Genomic DNA, 14,490 nt, shown 5'->3' with positions numbered 1-14,490 from the left:
TTTAAAACCGAGGCCAACTTCTTTCTCATCGACGTCGGGCAGCCGGCGGATGTTGTGTTTGAAAACATGCTGCGGCAGGGCGTGATCGTCAGGTCCATGCGCGCTTACGGATTCCCCACTTATATCCGCATCAACGTGGGGCTCGAATCCGAAAACCGACGTTTTCTGCGAGCACTGGAAACGGTACTCTACGCAAAAGAGGTCTCCTAGCGGATTCGCCAGGTAACACCCAATGGCCCATCAACCGATGCTGCTGATAACTATCGACGGACCCGCTGGTGCCGGAAAAACCACGGTCAGCAAAATGCTGGCCCGGAAACTGGGGTATCGATACCTTGATACGGGGGCCTTGTACCGGGCCGTCGCCTTTGCTGTCCGTGCGGCCGGTATTCAACCGGGCGATGAGCGGGGGCTCGCTGATGTCTGCAGGACCGTGCGCCTCAGCATCGAGGGGGACCGATTGGTTTTAAACGGTGTGGACATCACCCAGCGGATTCGTTCACCCGAGATCAGCATGCTGGCATCCGCCGTGTCGGCCCGCCCCGTGGTGAGGCAGGCACTGTTGGACATCCAGCGTGACGTGGGACGGACAGGGGGGCTGGTGGCCGAGGGTCGCGATATGGGAACGGTCGTATTCCCCGAAGCGGACCTCAAGTTTTTTCTGGATGCCACGACCCGGCAGCGCGCGCTCCGACGCTTTGCGCAGTACGATGAGGGCAGCGGACAGACCCTCGCGCAGATCGAGCAGGATATCCGCCGCAGGGATCAAAACGACAGCAGCCGTGATATTGCACCGTTGAGGCCGGCTGACGACGCGGTTATCATCGACTCAACGGCCGTGACTGCCAGACAGGTAGTCGACGCGATGATGGCCCGTGTCCGCAGGGTCACCGATCAGCCTTGACCCGGGGCTTGACCCCGGGCCTGATATCGCGTGTTACGTTCTCGGTCGCGCGACAATTCCCCGCAGTGGCCGATCGTGGCCGCCATGTTAAATAAATCATTGCATTTTGCCTGAGGCTTCTGTATTGTCCTCAGGCTATACTGCATGAGCAAGCGTTTGCAGTAAAATAAAAAGCGGCTAAGGGGGTAATCATCAGTCAATGGACAACTTTTTAGACAACGAATCAACCGAAGAACCGATCGAGAAAGACAGCGTTACCGGCGAAAGCATGGCTGAACTCATGGATCTGTATGAGGAGAGCTTCAAGCGGTTTGCCGAAGGTGAGGTAGTCAACGGAAAGATCATCTCTGTGGACAAAGACCACGTCTTGGTGGACATCGGCTACAAATCCGAAGGCCAGATTCGCATTCGGGAGTTTGAAGTGGACGGCGAAGTCAGCGCCGAGGTGGGCGACACCGTCGAAGTCATGGTGGAGTGGTGGGACGACGAGAATGAAGTGGTCGTTCTATCCAAGGAAAAAGCCGAGAAGGTCAAGGTCTGGGACGACATCAAGAAACGTCACGAAGCCGATGAAACCATCACCGGAACGATCACCAACCGCGTCAAGGGCGGTTTTTCCGTGGATATCGGCCTTCAGGCATTTCTGCCCGGGTCACAGGCGGACCTTCGACCCATTCGCAACCTGGATGAAATGGTCGGCAAGGAATTCGAATTCAAGATCCTGAAATACAACCGCAAGCGCAGTAACATCGTTCTTTCCAGGCGGGTGCTCCTGGAAGAGGAGCGTGAAAGCAAGCGGGCCAAGACCCTGGCCACCATTCACGAAGGCAAAGTGGTCTCTGGCATCGTCAAGAACCTGACCGAATACGGTGTTTTTGTCGACCTCGGCGGCGTGGACGGACTGCTGCACATCACTGATATCTCCTGGGGTCGGGTCAAGCATCCGTCCGAGTTGTTCAGCGTGGGCGACCAGATCGATGTCAAGATCCTGAGCTTGGACCTGGAGCGTGAACGGGTTTCTCTGGGCATGAAGCAACTCAGTGAAGATCCATGGGCCAGCGCCAGCGACAAGTATCCCGTGGGTTCGCGAATCAGCGGCAAGGTGGTGAGTCTGACCGATTACGGCGCATTTGTCGAGTTGGAAGAAGGCATCGAAGGCCTGATTCACGTATCTGAAATGTCCTGGACCCGTAAGGTCCGCCATCCCTCCAAGGTGGTCTCCGTAGGAGAGATCGTGGATGCCCTCGTGCTGGATATCAAGCCCGAGAACCGGCGGATTTCATTAGGAATGAAGCAGGCTGCACCCAATCCCTGGGACGTGATCAGCGACAAGTATCCCGTGGGCACGACCATTGAAGGAAAAATAAAGAACATCACCGACTTCGGCCTGTTCATCGGAATCGATGAAGGCATCGACGGCCTGGTCCATATTTCTGACATCTCCTGGACCAAGCGTATCAAGCATCCCTCCGAAATCTACAAGAAAGGTGATGTGATTCAGGCCATCGTGCTTGAAATCGACAAGGGTCAGGAGCGGTTTTCCCTGGGTATCAAGCAGCTGCAAGCCGACCCGTGGGATACGGTTGCCGAGCGCTATGAGGCGGGCAAGGAGATCACGGGCACTATCACCAATGTGACGGATTTCGGTGTTTTCGTCGAACTCGAAGAGGGTATCGAAGGGTTGGTGCATGTTTCCGAAATCAGCAAAGAGAAGATCAAAACCCCGGTGGGCCAATTTGAGGTGGGCCAGGTAATGACCGCCAAGGTCATGAACATCAACAGCGACGAGCGGCGCATCGGTCTTTCCATCAAGCGTCTCGATATGGAAGACGATCAGGAACTGTTGACCGATTACGTCACCAACATGGGACCGGTAACCTCCAGTTTTGGCGAGATCCTTCGCGAGAACCTGCAGGAAAAACTCAACAACGACGAACAATAAATCGATTGACTCCAATCATGAATGCCGGCGGTTTGCCTCAACGGGCCGCCGGCATTCATCGTCCTGAAACGCCAGGTGCCGTCTACCCGTCCGTTGCCGTCCGCTCCGTCTTTTTCGTCTTGCCATCTCTATTCTTCGCTCATGGTCCGATGATTTCGCCGGCTTGGGCTTTTTCGATATTGATTAGACCTGCGCCGAAAGAAGGAAACTGACATGTTTTCCAGACGACATCCCTACCTTTTTTTCTTATTGGTCTCTTTTGCCATTTTCACCGGCCTTACGCTGGGTGTCATGGCCATGGCAGCCTGGATGACTCGGGGAACCGGCGGGGTCGACGGGGAGGCGGTGGGGGTCGTTGAAATAGAAGGGGCGATAGCCGATGCGCGGGATACGATCGAGCACATTCGCCGGTTCCGCAAAGATGAAGACATCAAGGCCATCGTGATACGCATCGATTCGCCTGGCGGTGCCGTTGGGCCGTCTCAAGAAATTTACCGGGAGATTCGCAAGACGGTTGAAACCAAAAAGGTGGTGGCTTCCATGGGTGCCGTGGCTGCCTCCGGCGGTTACTATGTGGCTTGCGCGACCGACGGCATCGTGGCCAACCCGGGTACAATTACCGGCAGCATCGGGGTCATCATGGGATACACCAACTTTCGGCAGCTGTTGGACAAAATTGGAATGGTGCCGGTGGTGATCAAGAGTGGGCCTTACAAAGACACCGGTTCGCCAACCCGAGAGATGCGGGACGACGAGCGTGAAATCCTGCAAGCCATTACCAGCAATATTCATGAACAATTTGTCACGGCCATTGCCGAAGGCAGAAATATGGACCGTGACCGGGTGGAACATGTCGCCGACGGGCGCATTTTTACCGGTGAAGATGCCAAGGCCCGAGGTTTGGTGGACCGTCTTGGCAATTTTGAAGATGCCCTTGAATGGGCTGGGGAATTGGGCGGTATTGATGGTGAAGTGGTTCCGGTTTATGCTCGCGACGAAAAACTGTCACTGCTTCGCTACTTGATGACCGCTTCGATATCCGACTGGATGTCCAGGGTTCTTCACCCCGGCATCTATGCCGAATACCGTTACCTGCCTGAAGGGCCGTGATCCGAAAAGGAAAGCGTATGCGAACCATCGCGGTGGCCATGGCAAAGGGAGGTGTGGGGAAAACCACGACGGCGGTGAACCTTGCCCACGGGCTGGCCCTGGCAGGCAAGCGGGTGCTGCTCGTCGATTGCGACACCCAGGCGCAGACCACGACGTTTTTAGGTATATCACCTCCCCACGGGCTGTATGAGTTCATTACCGGTCACGACGGGAATGGCAGGACGATTTTAAAGAAAGAGGCCATTCACTCGGCCCGCCAGAATCTATGGGTGCTGGCCGGTGGCATCAAGCTGGTGGAGCTTAAAAACTGGTTGGGAGAGCAGCCCCGCGAACATCGCCATGCCATCTTGCACCAGAGCCTGGCACCGAAGAACAACGGGCTGGATTACCTGATCTTCGACTGTGCGCCGGGGTGGGATGTGTTGAGCGTGAACATCCTTATGGCTGCCAAAGAGGTGCTTTGCCCGGTGGCGCTTCAGGGACCCGCCTTGGAGGGGCTTAAAACCTTCTTCGGGTATCTGGTCTCTGTCCAGCAACTGAATAAATCCCTTCGGCTAAAGTATATCCTGCCCACCATGTTCGACCGTCGTACCCGTCAGAGCCATGACATCTACAACCGGCTCAGGCGTCTTTTCCGCAAACAGATCTGCAATCCCATCCACCACAACGTCCGTTTATGCGAGGCGCCGGTGGTCGGGCAGAGCATATTCGAGTTCGCCGACAGCGCATCGGGTGCACAAGACTACCGAAAGCTGGCAGAAAGGCTGATTGATGACGGCATCAGACAACAAGAGCATCCCCGAGTTCTTTGACGAAAAACGCATGGATCCGGTTTCCGTGGCCACCGGACGCCAGGCATCCAAATTGGCTGCCCTCAAACCGGCGGTGCCCAAAAGAAAGGCCGGTTTCTATTTTTCAGAGGCCCTGTTGGACCGGTTTAACCGAAAATTCCATCAGTTGAAGCTCGACGGGGTGCCCATCGACAACAAATCTGTTCTGGCTGAAATGGCCCTTCACTATGCGCTGGACGATATGGACCGGGGAAAGGCCAGTCAACTGCTCAAACGATTTGACAGCCTTAAGTGAACAGGCTGACATCTCCCAACCCTTTACGTATGATTTCTGGCACATCCTGCTCCAGGGAGACCACGCTGGAGGGCATGCCCGACACCGGCCCCCCGTCGATCACCGCATCCAGTCTTGATCCGAAGTGATCATTGATCAGGGAAGCGTCGTGAAAGACCTCACCGTCCGCCGCGGTGGCACTGGTTGAGATCACGGGGTTGCCTAGTGCCTCCACCAGGGCGAGACAGATGTTGTTGGCAGGGACGCGAATGCCGGCGGTCTTGCGTTTGGTGAGCATGATCTTGGGGACCAGTTTGCTTCCCGGCAGAATAAAGGTATAGGGCCCGGGGAGAAGCCGTCTCATGGTTTTATAGGCATAATTGGAGACTTTGGCATACTGGCTGATGTTTTTCAGGTCGGCGCAGATGAAGCTGAAGGGTTGGTTTTTATTGCGCTGTTTGAGTTGGTAGATTCGTTCAATGGCCCGTTTGTTCAGGATATCGCATCCAATGCCGTAGTAGGTATCGGTGGGATAGGCGATCAACCCCCCGGATTTCAATATGTCCGCCACCCGGCTGATCAGTCGTAGCTGAGGATTGTCTGGATTGATGGTCAGCAGCATGGCGGTGTTGAGGCTCCATTCGGCAAAGAGAGTGCGGATGACGCCCATGGCTGATGGAGACCCGTCCCATGGCTGATCGCGTCCGATTTCGGCGCACTTCATGAATAGCAAAGGGCACAACTTATTACGGCCTGCCGGGGGTGTCAAGCAGCCAAATAAAGATTGATAAAGCCCCCTTCATTTGTTAGTTTAACCGCTCAATCGGCTTCCGGTCCACTGTATGTTTGATCCGCATTGAAAGGGGTCTGTCGCCTGTAAGCCAAAACCTTTACGACACCCGTCTTTTCCGCCTTTATTTGCCTTTTACAGGACTGACCGGGCTGCTGGCGGGCGTCACCCGATATCACCACTGCCTACCCGGCCAACTTCCATTTGGATGCGGAGGATCCCATGACCAACCTGATCGCAGAGGAAGCCTATTCCTTTGATGATGTCCTGCTGGTGCCCAGCTATTCTGATGTCCTTCCCAAGGATGTCGACACCCGAACCCGTTTGACCCGTGAATTGACACTGAACATTCCCATCGTCAGTGCGGCCATGGATACGGTGACCGAAGCACAGACGGCCATTACCATGGCCCGTGAAGGCGGGATCGGATTTATTCACCGGAATATGAGTGTCAAGCACCAGGCCATGGAAGTGGACCAGGTCAAAAAATCGGAAAGCGGCATGATCGTAGACCCCTTGACCATCGGTCCGGACCGGCCCATTGAAGAAGTCATGAAGCTGATGGCCCATTACCGTATTTCAGGGGTTCCGGTGACCCGGGGCGAGCAACTGGTGGGCATCGTGACCAACCGTGACTTGCGTTTCGAAACCGATATGACCAAAAAAGTCAGCGACGTCATGACCAGCAAAAACCTGGTGACGGTGAGTGAGGGCATCAGCCTGGAGGCGTCCAAGAAAATGCTTCAGACCCACCGAATCGAGAAACTGCTGGTGGTGGATAAAAACGGGCGGTTGACCGGGATGATTACCATCAAGGATATCGAGAAGATAAAAAAATATCCCAATGCCTGCAAAGACGCCATGGGGCGGCTGCGGGTGGGTGCCGCCATTGGTGTGGGCGATGACATGATGCCCAGGACAGAGGCCCTGCTCAAAGCCGGTGCCGACGTCATCGTTATCGATACCTCCCATGGCCACTCGGGCAACGTTATCCGGGCGGTCCAGCGACTGAAGGGTGACTTCCCCGCATTGCAGCTCATTGCCGGCAATGTGGGCACCGGTGAAGGTGCGCAAGCGCTGATCGAGGCCGGTGTGGATGCGGTCAAGATCGGCATCGGTCCGGGATCCATCTGCACCACGCGCATCGTGGCGGGTATCGGAGTGCCTCAGATTTCCGCCATAATGAACTGCCGAGAGGTGTCGGAAAAGACGGGGGTCCCCCTGATGGCCGACGGCGGCATCAAATTTTCCGGTGACATCACCAAGGCTATCGGTGCCGGCGCCCATACCATCATGGTCGGCGGCCTGTTCGCCGGTGCCGAAGAGAGTCCGGGGGAAACGATCCTCTTCCAGGGCCGAAGCTACAAGGTATATCGCGGCATGGGATCCCTGGAAGCCATGAAACAGGGCAGCAAGGATCGCTATTATCAGACCGAACAGGAGACCGACGACAAGCTGGTGCCCGAGGGCATCGTCGGTCGGGTACCCTACCGAGGCACCCTGTCCGTGAATATCCACCAGCTCATTGGCGGGCTCAAGGCCGGCATGGGTTATGTAGGCTGCCGAACCGTCGAAGAACTTCGCCAGAATGCGCGGTTTGTGAAGATCAGCGCTGCCGGCATGCGTGAAAGCCACGTTCACGACGTAATCATCACCAAGGAAGCGCCCAATTATAGGGTGGACAATTAATCGGGTGTCCATCCAGAAAGGGCATCTTTCGGCCCAGGCCGGCGTTCTCACTCGTTTAAGCACAGGGTGAAGCTCAGCGCTATCCTCAACGTAGCGCTGCTGTGCCTCCGGTTTCGACCTCGCTGCGGCCTTGGACTGAGCCAAAATCTATCCTTTCTGAACGGACACCGTCTAAACGAGAATATGTCAATCTTACCATGAACCAAACCACCTCAGAATTCGTACATCTTCACGTTCATACCCAATACAGTTTGCTGGATGGGGCCATTCGACTGGCAGACCTGTTCAAGAAAGTGAAGGCATTCGGCATGCCGGCGGTGGCACTGACCGATCATGGCACCATGTTCGGTGCGCTGGATTTCTATCAGCAGGCCACCTCCGCCGGCATCAAACCCATTATCGGATGTGAATGCTATGTGGCCCCGCGAACGCTTGCCGACAAAACCCCGCTCGATCGGGATGGCACCCGGCACTTGGTATTGCTGGCCGAAAACCAGCAGGGGTATCGCAACCTGTGCAAGCTGGCCACTGTCGGTCAGATGGAAGGATATTACTACAAGCCACGCATCGACAAGGCATTGCTCGCCGCCCACGCCGAAGGCCTCATCGCTCTGTCCGCCTGCCTCAAAGGAGACGTCCCCCAGTACATTCTGGCCAACCAGATGGACAAGGCCGAGGAAGCGGCACGGTACTACCTGCAGACCTTTGGAGAAGGGAATTATTTTCTGGAATTGCAGAACAACGGCATTCCAGCCCAGGAAAAGGTCAACCAGGGCCTGGTTGAACTCAGTGGAAAGCTTGGCATTCCGCTGGTGGCCACCAATGATTGCCATTACCTGAATCAGCAGGACGCCAAGGCCCACGAGATTCTCTTGTGCGTCCAGACCCAGAAGACCATGGCCGATACCGACCGGTTCGTTTTCGATTCCAATCAGCTCTATTTCAAGTCCCCCGAAGAGATGAACGGCTATTTCGCCGATTATCCCGGAGCCATTGACAATACCGTCGCCATTGCCGATCGCTGCTACATCGAGTTCGACTTCAAGACCTATCACTTTCCTCAGTTCGATGCCGAATCGGGCAAGACGGCCGACGAACTGTTTGACCAGCAGGTGCGCGACGGCTATGACCGCCGCATGGCCGTGGTGCGCAAGAAAACGGCGGACCTGGATGAAACGATCTATCGCGAACGCCTGGAATACGAACTAAAGACCATTAAAGAGATGGGATTTCCCGGCTATTTTCTCATCGTCGCCGACTTTATCCGGTATGCCAAGGAGAACGGCATCCCGGTGGGGCCCGGCCGTGGCTCCGCCGCTGGCAGCCTGGTCTCCTTTGCCCTGAACATTACCGACCTGGATCCTATTGAACACGGCCTGATTTTTGAGCGGTTTTTAAACCCGTCGCGTATCAGCATGCCTGACATCGATGTGGATTTTTGCATCCACGGACGCGAACGGGTCTACAACTATGTGGTCGAACGATACGGCGGCGGTGACTATGTGGCCCAAATCATCACCTTCGGCAAGATGAAAGCCAAACTGGTGATCAGGGATGTGGGACGGGCCCTGGGACTTCCGCTGGCGGAGGTGGATACCATTGCCAAGCTGATCCCCGACAGCCTGAAGATGACCATCGACAAGGCCTTGAAGGAAGAACCCAAGCTTGCCCAGATGGTGGCATCCGACCCACGCATCAAAGAATTGATCGATATCAGCAGGGCACTTGAAGGGCTTTCCCGCCACGCGTCGACCCATGCGGCCGGTGTGGTGATCGGGGACAGGCCCCTGGTGGATTACCTGCCCCTGTACAAGGGGAAAAAAGGGGAGGTGGTCACCCAGTTCGATATGAAAAAGGTCGAGGATATCGGCCTGGTGAAATTCGATTTTTTGGGGTTGCGCAACCTGACCGTGATCGACCACGCGCTGAAAAGCATCACTGCCCAGGGGAAAACCGCACCGGATCTGTCGGACCTGCCCTTCGACGACGAAAAAACGTTTGCCCTGCTCCAGGCCGGAGACACCACCGGCGTTTTTCAGCTGGAATCCAGCGGAATGAAGAACCTGCTGGTTCGCCTGCATCCGGAATCCTTCGATGATCTCACCGCACTGGTCGCGCTGTATCGTCCCGGCCCGTTGGACAGCGGTATGGTTGACGATTTCGTGGACCGTAAACACGGCCGAAAGCAGGTGGTCTACCCAGTGGCCTGCCTGGAACCGATCCTTCAGGAAACCTACGGGGTGATGGTCTACCAGGAGCAGGTCATGCAGGTGGCCGGTGAGTTGGCCGGTTATTCCATGGCCGATGCGGACAGCCTGCGCAAGGCGATAGGCAAGAAGATTGAAGCCTTGATGGCCAAACACCGGGAGAAGTTCATCAGCGGCGCGGTAAAAAACGGTGTGGACAAAGCCATTGCGACTGAGCTGTTCGATCTGATCGAAAAATTCGGCGGTTACGGCTTCAATAAATCGCACAGCGCCGCCTATGCCCTGATTGCCTACCAGACCGCCTATCTCAAGGCCCACTTTCCCGTCGAGTTCATGGCGGCCCTTCTCACCAGCGAAATCGACACCATCGACGGTGTGGTCAAGTTTATCAACGAGTGCCGCAGCCACAGCATTGAAGTGCTGCCGCCGGACGTCAACGAGAGCAGTACGGTGTTCACCGCTGTGGACGGCCGCATCCGCTTTGGTCTGGCGGCGGTAAAGAATGTGGGTGAAGCCGCCGTTGACCTGATCATCAAGGAGCGTGAAGAAAACGGACAGTTTATTTCCCTCTTCGATTTTCTCCAGCGGGTCGATTTGACCAAAGTCAACAAGCGGGTGCTGGAGAGCCTGATTCGTTGTGGAGCCCTGGATTTCACCGGAATATACCGTGCCCGCCTCATGGCGGTGCTGGAAGAGGCCCTGGATTATGGACAGCGCATTCAGCGCGAAAAGAACAGCGCCCAGATGAGCCTGTTCGACACGGGGTCCGCAGCGGACCTGGCCATCAACCAGCCCTCCATCCCGGACATCGACGAGTGGGACCATCGGGATAAACTCCAACATGAAAAAGAGTCCCTTGGTTTTTACGTCACGGGACACCCGTTGGACAGGTACAAGAAGATCCTGGAGAAGTTTACCAATGTGGATGCTCTCAGCATCCGGGAAGTGGCCGACAAGTGCGCTGTGCGCATCGGCGGCACCATCAGCAGTTCCAAGGTGATTCGCACCCGCAAGGATGAACTGATGGGATTTGCCACCGTGGAGGACTTGCATGGGACCGTGGAGGTAGTGATCTTCCCTTCCATCTATGCCGGCTGTGCCGACCTGCTTTCGTCGGATACCCCGGTTTTGGTGCAGGGCCAGGCCCAGGTCGAGGAGAACGGGGTAAAGATCCTAGCCGATGCCATTATTCCCATGGACCAGGCTGAAGCCACATGGACGGTGGAGGTGCGCTTGATGGTGGATCCCGAGATTACGGATCGGGAAACCCTGAGACGGGTCCATCAAACGCTGCAGCGATATCCCGGTTCCTGTAAAGGTTTTGTGCACATCTGCGTCAAGGATCATGGAGAAGCCGTCGTCTCGCTGCCTGAAGCGGTGCGCATCCATTGCTGTGAGGCCATGACCCGTGAGGTCAACAGCATTTTAGGCTATGCTGCCGTGCAGACCCGCTGCAGCGACGCTGCCAGCGCCATGAGAAACAGCGATCTCAACGGGCGCCGCAATAATGGGAATGGACGTCACTTTACCCGGAACTGATCGTGTACGACTATCTCGATATCTTAATCCTGAGATAGACAGCAAATAACAATAGCCAAAAACCAAATGACAAATAAATCACAATAACCAAATTCAACATTCCAAACAATGCGATTTAGGTGGAAGGGCATTCCAACCATCAATATTGAGGATTCCAAATGACGATCAATAGTTGGTTTTTGCCCCTGTCTGAGATTTGTGTTTTGTAATTTTTTGTTTCTGCTTTATCCTGGTTATGTGTTCCGAGGTAAATTAAAAGGACGATGGTTATGCATGTCCCCCTGCTGGATCTTAAATCCCAATACCGGACCATCAAGGATCGGGTTCCGGAAGTCACCCGGCAGGTTTTCGAGGGCCAATACTTTATCTTGGGCCCCCGGGTGGAGGCGGGGGAGAAAAAAATCGCCGGCTACTGCCAGACCGATCAAGCGGTAGGGTGCGCTTCGGGAAAGGACGCGCTGGTGTCGTCTCTGATGGCTCCGGTGACCGGGCCGGGCGATCGGGCGATCACCGCTCTGGTCTTTGTCGACATCGACCCGAACATCTACCCTATTTCACCGGATAAACGCAACCCTGCAATGGCAGGCATGGGTGAAGATGGCTTGACTACGATCAAGACCATCGTTCCCGTTCACCAGCAAGAGCAGGAATGCGTTGCGGGTCTGGGCTGTCAAGCCGATGATTTTCCCGTTTCCGAGCAGGCCGCCAATCCGACCCTGGCTTCGGCCATCTGTGGGGAGCTCACCGAATCCCAGCAAGCCTACGTAGTCGAGAAAATTGATGGGTTTCTGAACCGTTAGGATGTTTACATGACCAAACAACTGACATTCGGCTATTCTCCCTGTCCCAACGACACCTATATGTTCAACGCCATTGCCCATGGTGCCGTCGGTGTTGATGGATACAGACTGCAGCCGGTCCTTCACGATATAGAGACCCTCAACGGCATGGCCATGGATACGGTGCTGGACGTAACCAAACTCTCTTTTTACGCCTGGCTTGAGGTAAAAGATCGATACCAGCTGCTTGACAGCGGTGCGGCGATGGGGTTTGGATGCGGTCCGGTGCTGATTGCCAGAAAGCAGTTGACGCCAACCGAGATCCATCGCTGCCGGGTGGTGCTGCCCGGTCGATGGACGACCGCCCACTTGCTGCTGCGTTTGTGGGCCCCGAAAGCCGACCAGCGGTTGTTCACCACCTACGATCAAATTTTTAACGCATTGTCCTCGGGGCGGGCCGACTGCGGCGTGATCATTCACGAGAGCCGTTTTACCTTCGAAGCCGCCGGGTTCACGCCGGTGGTGGATCTGGGGGCATGGTGGGAGGAGATGACGGGCCTGCCCATCCCGTTGGGCGGGATTGCCGCCAGGAAGGGTTTGGGAAAAGGGCTGATCCGGCAGATCGACGCAGCGGTCAACGCGAGCATCCGGCGGGCCATGGCCGATCCGGAAGAGGCGCTGCCTTACATCCGGCGGCACGCCCAGGAGATGGAAGATGCAGTGCTGCGGGCCCACGTTCGCACCTTCGTGAATGATTTCAGTCTGGCGCAGACCGACTTGGGCCGTCGGGCGATCGAGCAGTTGGAATCGATGGCCCGCGACGCCGGTGTCATCTGATGGTGGGCATCGTTTTTGCCACCCGGCGTGAAGCGGAGTCCTTCCTGTCGCAGCTGTCAGCCGACCCCCTGACCGCCCAGCCGTTTTTGATGTTCCGGAAGACCGGCGCCAACCACAGGTCATTCATCGCGATCATCAGCGGCATGGGGAAGGTCGCAGCCGCCATGGCGGCCACCCACCTGGTGCTGGTCCACCGGGTTTCGAGACTGTTCAACGCCGGGCTTTGCGGCCGGTTGGCCATGGACAACAGCTGGTCTGTCGGTGACCTTTTCCGAATCTGCACCGCCGTTGAAAGCGACTGCGACCGTTTCGGCCTGGCAGAGCAAACCATGGCATGCGATGCCCGTTGGTTCAGCCAATTCAAACCGGCGCGGCTGGTGACCCAAGATCGACCGGTTTTTGACGCGGCCCGACGTGTCCAGTTGGCTGGTATCGGCGACCTGGCGGACATGGAAGGCGCTGCCGTTGCCCGGGTGGCCAAGCTTTACGGCATTCCGTGTGCCATGATCAAGGGCATCAGTGACACCGCGGATGAAAACGGGCGGCAGGACCTGGCCAGCCATATGGACTGGGTGTCGGGTCGCATCGCCGATGCACTGGCCCGTGAGCTAACCATAAACCCGAGCAACCAACGGCTATGAAACCTGAATCGACGCTGCAAAACATATTGAACTTCACCCGGATCGAACACACCGCTTTCAGCCTGCCGCTGATTTTCACCGGTGCCTGGCTGGGGGCGGGGAACCGTTTCCCATCGATGGTGGTGATGCTGTTGATCGTCGTCGCCGCGGTGGGCGCTCGTATTTTCGGCATGGCCATGAACCGGGTGTTCGATCGACGCATCGACCGGTTGAATCCGCGCACCGCCGGCAGGGAGTTGCCTGCCGGGAAAATGACGTTAAACCTGGCCTTGGCCGTCGCTTTCGCAGGACTGTTGCTGTACCTGGTGGCCTGTGGGTTGCTGGGCGGCTGGTGTCTGACCCTGTCTCCCATTCCTCTTGTCCCGCTGCTGGGTTATTCGCTGCTCAAGCGCTTCACTCCCTTTTGCCACTTCGGCATCGGTTTTTGTCTGGCCCTGGCGCCCCTGGGCGCCTATGTGGCGGCTTCCGGCCACCCGCATTTTTCAGGGGCGGTGATCCTTTTCTCCGGGTTCGTATTCTGCTGGCTCAGCGGGGCGGATATCATCTATGCGCTCATGGACGTGGAGAGTGACCGGCAGAACCACATCCACAGCCTGCCGGCCAGGTTGGGTGCCGACGGTGCCATCCGTGTGGCGGCAGGGGTTCACCTGATGGCATGGGGCATCCTGGTGGCTCTGGTCCAGACGGTGGGCGGCGGCGCGATGGCCTGGGTGCTCTTGGCCACGGCGGCCGTGTTTTTTGGGCTGATGTATGTCCCCACCATACCCATACCGAAACGGTTTTTCCCCATTTCCACCTTCGCCGGCATTGCCGGTGCCCTGGCACCCATGGTCGCATGAGTCAGGACAGTGTAAGGAGCGACTCTTATGGTTAAAGCGGACCCCCCCCATCTGATCCTCGGCATCACCGGTGCGTCGGGCATTCATGCCGCCCGGCTGATGGTCGAAAAATCTCCCTGGCCGGTGGACCTGGTTGCAACCCGGTGGG

The 14,490-nt window shown here is 56.6% G+C and carries 13 protein-coding genes; 12 read left to right on the top strand and 1 reads right to left on the bottom strand.

Going from position 1 to position 14,490, the window contains the following annotated elements; genetic code table 11:
* The 6 genes from ABYV26_RS09320 to ABYV26_RS09295 all read left to right on the top strand — a co-directional run.
* Positions 1–210: aminotransferase class I/II-fold pyridoxal phosphate-dependent enzyme (locus tag ABYV26_RS09320; protein WP_372680326.1), on the top strand; the 210-nt coding region annotated here is incomplete at its 5' end.
* Between the two features lie 22 nt (positions 211–232).
* Positions 233–904, top strand: a complete 672-nt coding sequence (cmk, locus tag ABYV26_RS09315; protein WP_372680324.1) for a (d)CMP kinase — start codon at positions 233–235, stop codon at positions 902–904.
* A 199-nt stretch (positions 905–1,103) separates the two neighbouring features.
* Positions 1,104–2,846, top strand: a complete 1,743-nt coding sequence (locus ABYV26_RS09310) for a 30S ribosomal protein S1 (RefSeq protein ID WP_372680322.1) — start codon at positions 1,104–1,106, stop codon at positions 2,844–2,846.
* Between the two features lie 213 nt (positions 2,847–3,059).
* Positions 3,060–3,956 (top strand): signal peptide peptidase SppA, encoded by an 897-nt coding sequence (gene sppA / locus ABYV26_RS09305; protein WP_372680321.1) that lies wholly within the window; start codon positions 3,060–3,062, stop codon positions 3,954–3,956.
* A gap of 17 nt (positions 3,957–3,973) precedes the next feature.
* Positions 3,974–4,768, top strand: a complete 795-nt coding sequence (locus tag ABYV26_RS09300; protein ID WP_372680319.1) for a ParA family protein — start codon at positions 3,974–3,976, stop codon at positions 4,766–4,768.
* Complete coding sequence (locus ABYV26_RS09295; RefSeq protein ID WP_372680317.1) at positions 4,728–5,042, top strand: hypothetical protein; 315 nt, start codon at positions 4,728–4,730, stop codon at positions 5,040–5,042. The genes ABYV26_RS09300 and ABYV26_RS09295 overlap by 41 nt, the downstream gene beginning before the upstream one ends.
* Here ABYV26_RS09295 and ABYV26_RS09290 read toward each other — a convergent pair.
* On the bottom strand, positions 5,035–5,643 hold the full coding sequence (locus ABYV26_RS09290; RefSeq protein ID WP_372680328.1) for an L-threonylcarbamoyladenylate synthase: 609 nt from the start codon (positions 5,641–5,643) through the stop codon (positions 5,035–5,037). The genes ABYV26_RS09295 and ABYV26_RS09290 overlap by 8 nt on opposite strands.
* Positions 5,644–6,033: 390 nt before the next feature.
* Between ABYV26_RS09290 and guaB the strand changes: the two genes are divergently transcribed.
* From guaB to ABYV26_RS09260, 6 genes are all read left to right on the top strand, one after another.
* The gene (gene guaB / locus ABYV26_RS09285; protein ID WP_372680315.1) at positions 6,034–7,500 is read left to right on the top strand and encodes an IMP dehydrogenase; all 1,467 of its coding nucleotides are present in this window, start codon (positions 6,034–6,036) and stop codon (positions 7,498–7,500) included.
* Positions 7,501–7,697: 197 nt separating this feature from the next.
* Positions 7,698–11,246: a DNA polymerase III subunit alpha gene (gene dnaE, locus ABYV26_RS09280; RefSeq protein ID WP_372680314.1), complete on the top strand. Its 3,549-nt coding sequence runs from the start codon at positions 7,698–7,700 to the stop codon at positions 11,244–11,246.
* 269 nt (positions 11,247–11,515) lie between these two features.
* Positions 11,516–12,046, top strand: coding sequence for a DegT/DnrJ/EryC1/StrS family aminotransferase (locus ABYV26_RS09275; protein ID WP_372680312.1), 531 nt, complete (start codon positions 11,516–11,518; stop codon positions 12,044–12,046).
* Between the two features lie 9 nt (positions 12,047–12,055).
* Positions 12,056–12,862 carry a 1,4-dihydroxy-6-naphthoate synthase gene (locus ABYV26_RS09270; RefSeq protein WP_372680310.1) on the top strand — a complete coding sequence of 269 codons (807 nt, stop codon included), beginning with the start codon at positions 12,056–12,058 and terminating at the stop codon, positions 12,860–12,862.
* Positions 12,862–13,503, top strand: coding sequence for a hypothetical protein (locus tag ABYV26_RS09265; RefSeq protein WP_372680309.1), 642 nt, complete (start codon positions 12,862–12,864; stop codon positions 13,501–13,503). Before ABYV26_RS09270 ends, ABYV26_RS09265 begins: the two co-directional genes overlap by 1 nt.
* Positions 13,500–14,342: a UbiA-like polyprenyltransferase gene (locus ABYV26_RS09260; protein ID WP_372680307.1), complete on the top strand. Its 843-nt coding sequence runs from the start codon at positions 13,500–13,502 to the stop codon at positions 14,340–14,342. The genes ABYV26_RS09265 and ABYV26_RS09260 overlap by 4 nt, the downstream gene beginning before the upstream one ends.
* Positions 14,343–14,490 lie beyond the last annotated feature (148 nt).

Source organism: Desulfosarcina sp., from assembly GCF_041551955.1.
Lineage (GTDB): Bacteria > Desulfobacterota > Desulfobacteria > Desulfobacterales > Desulfosarcinaceae > Desulfosarcina.
Note: the sequence above shows the minus strand (reverse complement) of the source record. Positions and strands in the feature narration are given on the sequence as shown.

Excerpts from the sequence above, each read along its gene's own strand:
- cmk (WP_372680324.1), top strand. The coding sequence starts at position 233 with ATGGCCCATCAACCGATGCTGCTGATAACTATCGACGGACCCGCTGGT.
- ABYV26_RS09310 (WP_372680322.1), top strand. The coding sequence starts at position 1,104 with ATGGACAACTTTTTAGACAACGAATCAACCGAAGAACCGATCGAGAAA.
- sppA (WP_372680321.1), top strand. The coding sequence starts at position 3,060 with ATGTTTTCCAGACGACATCCCTACCTTTTTTTCTTATTGGTCTCTTTT.
- ABYV26_RS09300 (WP_372680319.1), top strand. The coding sequence starts at position 3,974 with ATGCGAACCATCGCGGTGGCCATGGCAAAGGGAGGTGTGGGGAAAACC.
- ABYV26_RS09295 (WP_372680317.1), top strand. The coding sequence starts at position 4,728 with ATGACGGCATCAGACAACAAGAGCATCCCCGAGTTCTTTGACGAAAAA.
- ABYV26_RS09290 (WP_372680328.1), bottom strand. The coding sequence starts at position 5,643 with ATGCTGCTGACCATCAATCCAGACAATCCTCAGCTACGACTGATCAGC.
- guaB (WP_372680315.1), top strand. The coding sequence starts at position 6,034 with ATGACCAACCTGATCGCAGAGGAAGCCTATTCCTTTGATGATGTCCTG.
- dnaE (WP_372680314.1), top strand. The coding sequence starts at position 7,698 with ATGAACCAAACCACCTCAGAATTCGTACATCTTCACGTTCATACCCAA.
- ABYV26_RS09275 (WP_372680312.1), top strand. The coding sequence starts at position 11,516 with ATGCATGTCCCCCTGCTGGATCTTAAATCCCAATACCGGACCATCAAG.
- ABYV26_RS09270 (WP_372680310.1), top strand. The coding sequence starts at position 12,056 with ATGACCAAACAACTGACATTCGGCTATTCTCCCTGTCCCAACGACACC.
- ABYV26_RS09265 (WP_372680309.1), top strand. The coding sequence starts at position 12,862 with ATGGTGGGCATCGTTTTTGCCACCCGGCGTGAAGCGGAGTCCTTCCTG.
- ABYV26_RS09260 (WP_372680307.1), top strand. The coding sequence starts at position 13,500 with ATGAAACCTGAATCGACGCTGCAAAACATATTGAACTTCACCCGGATC.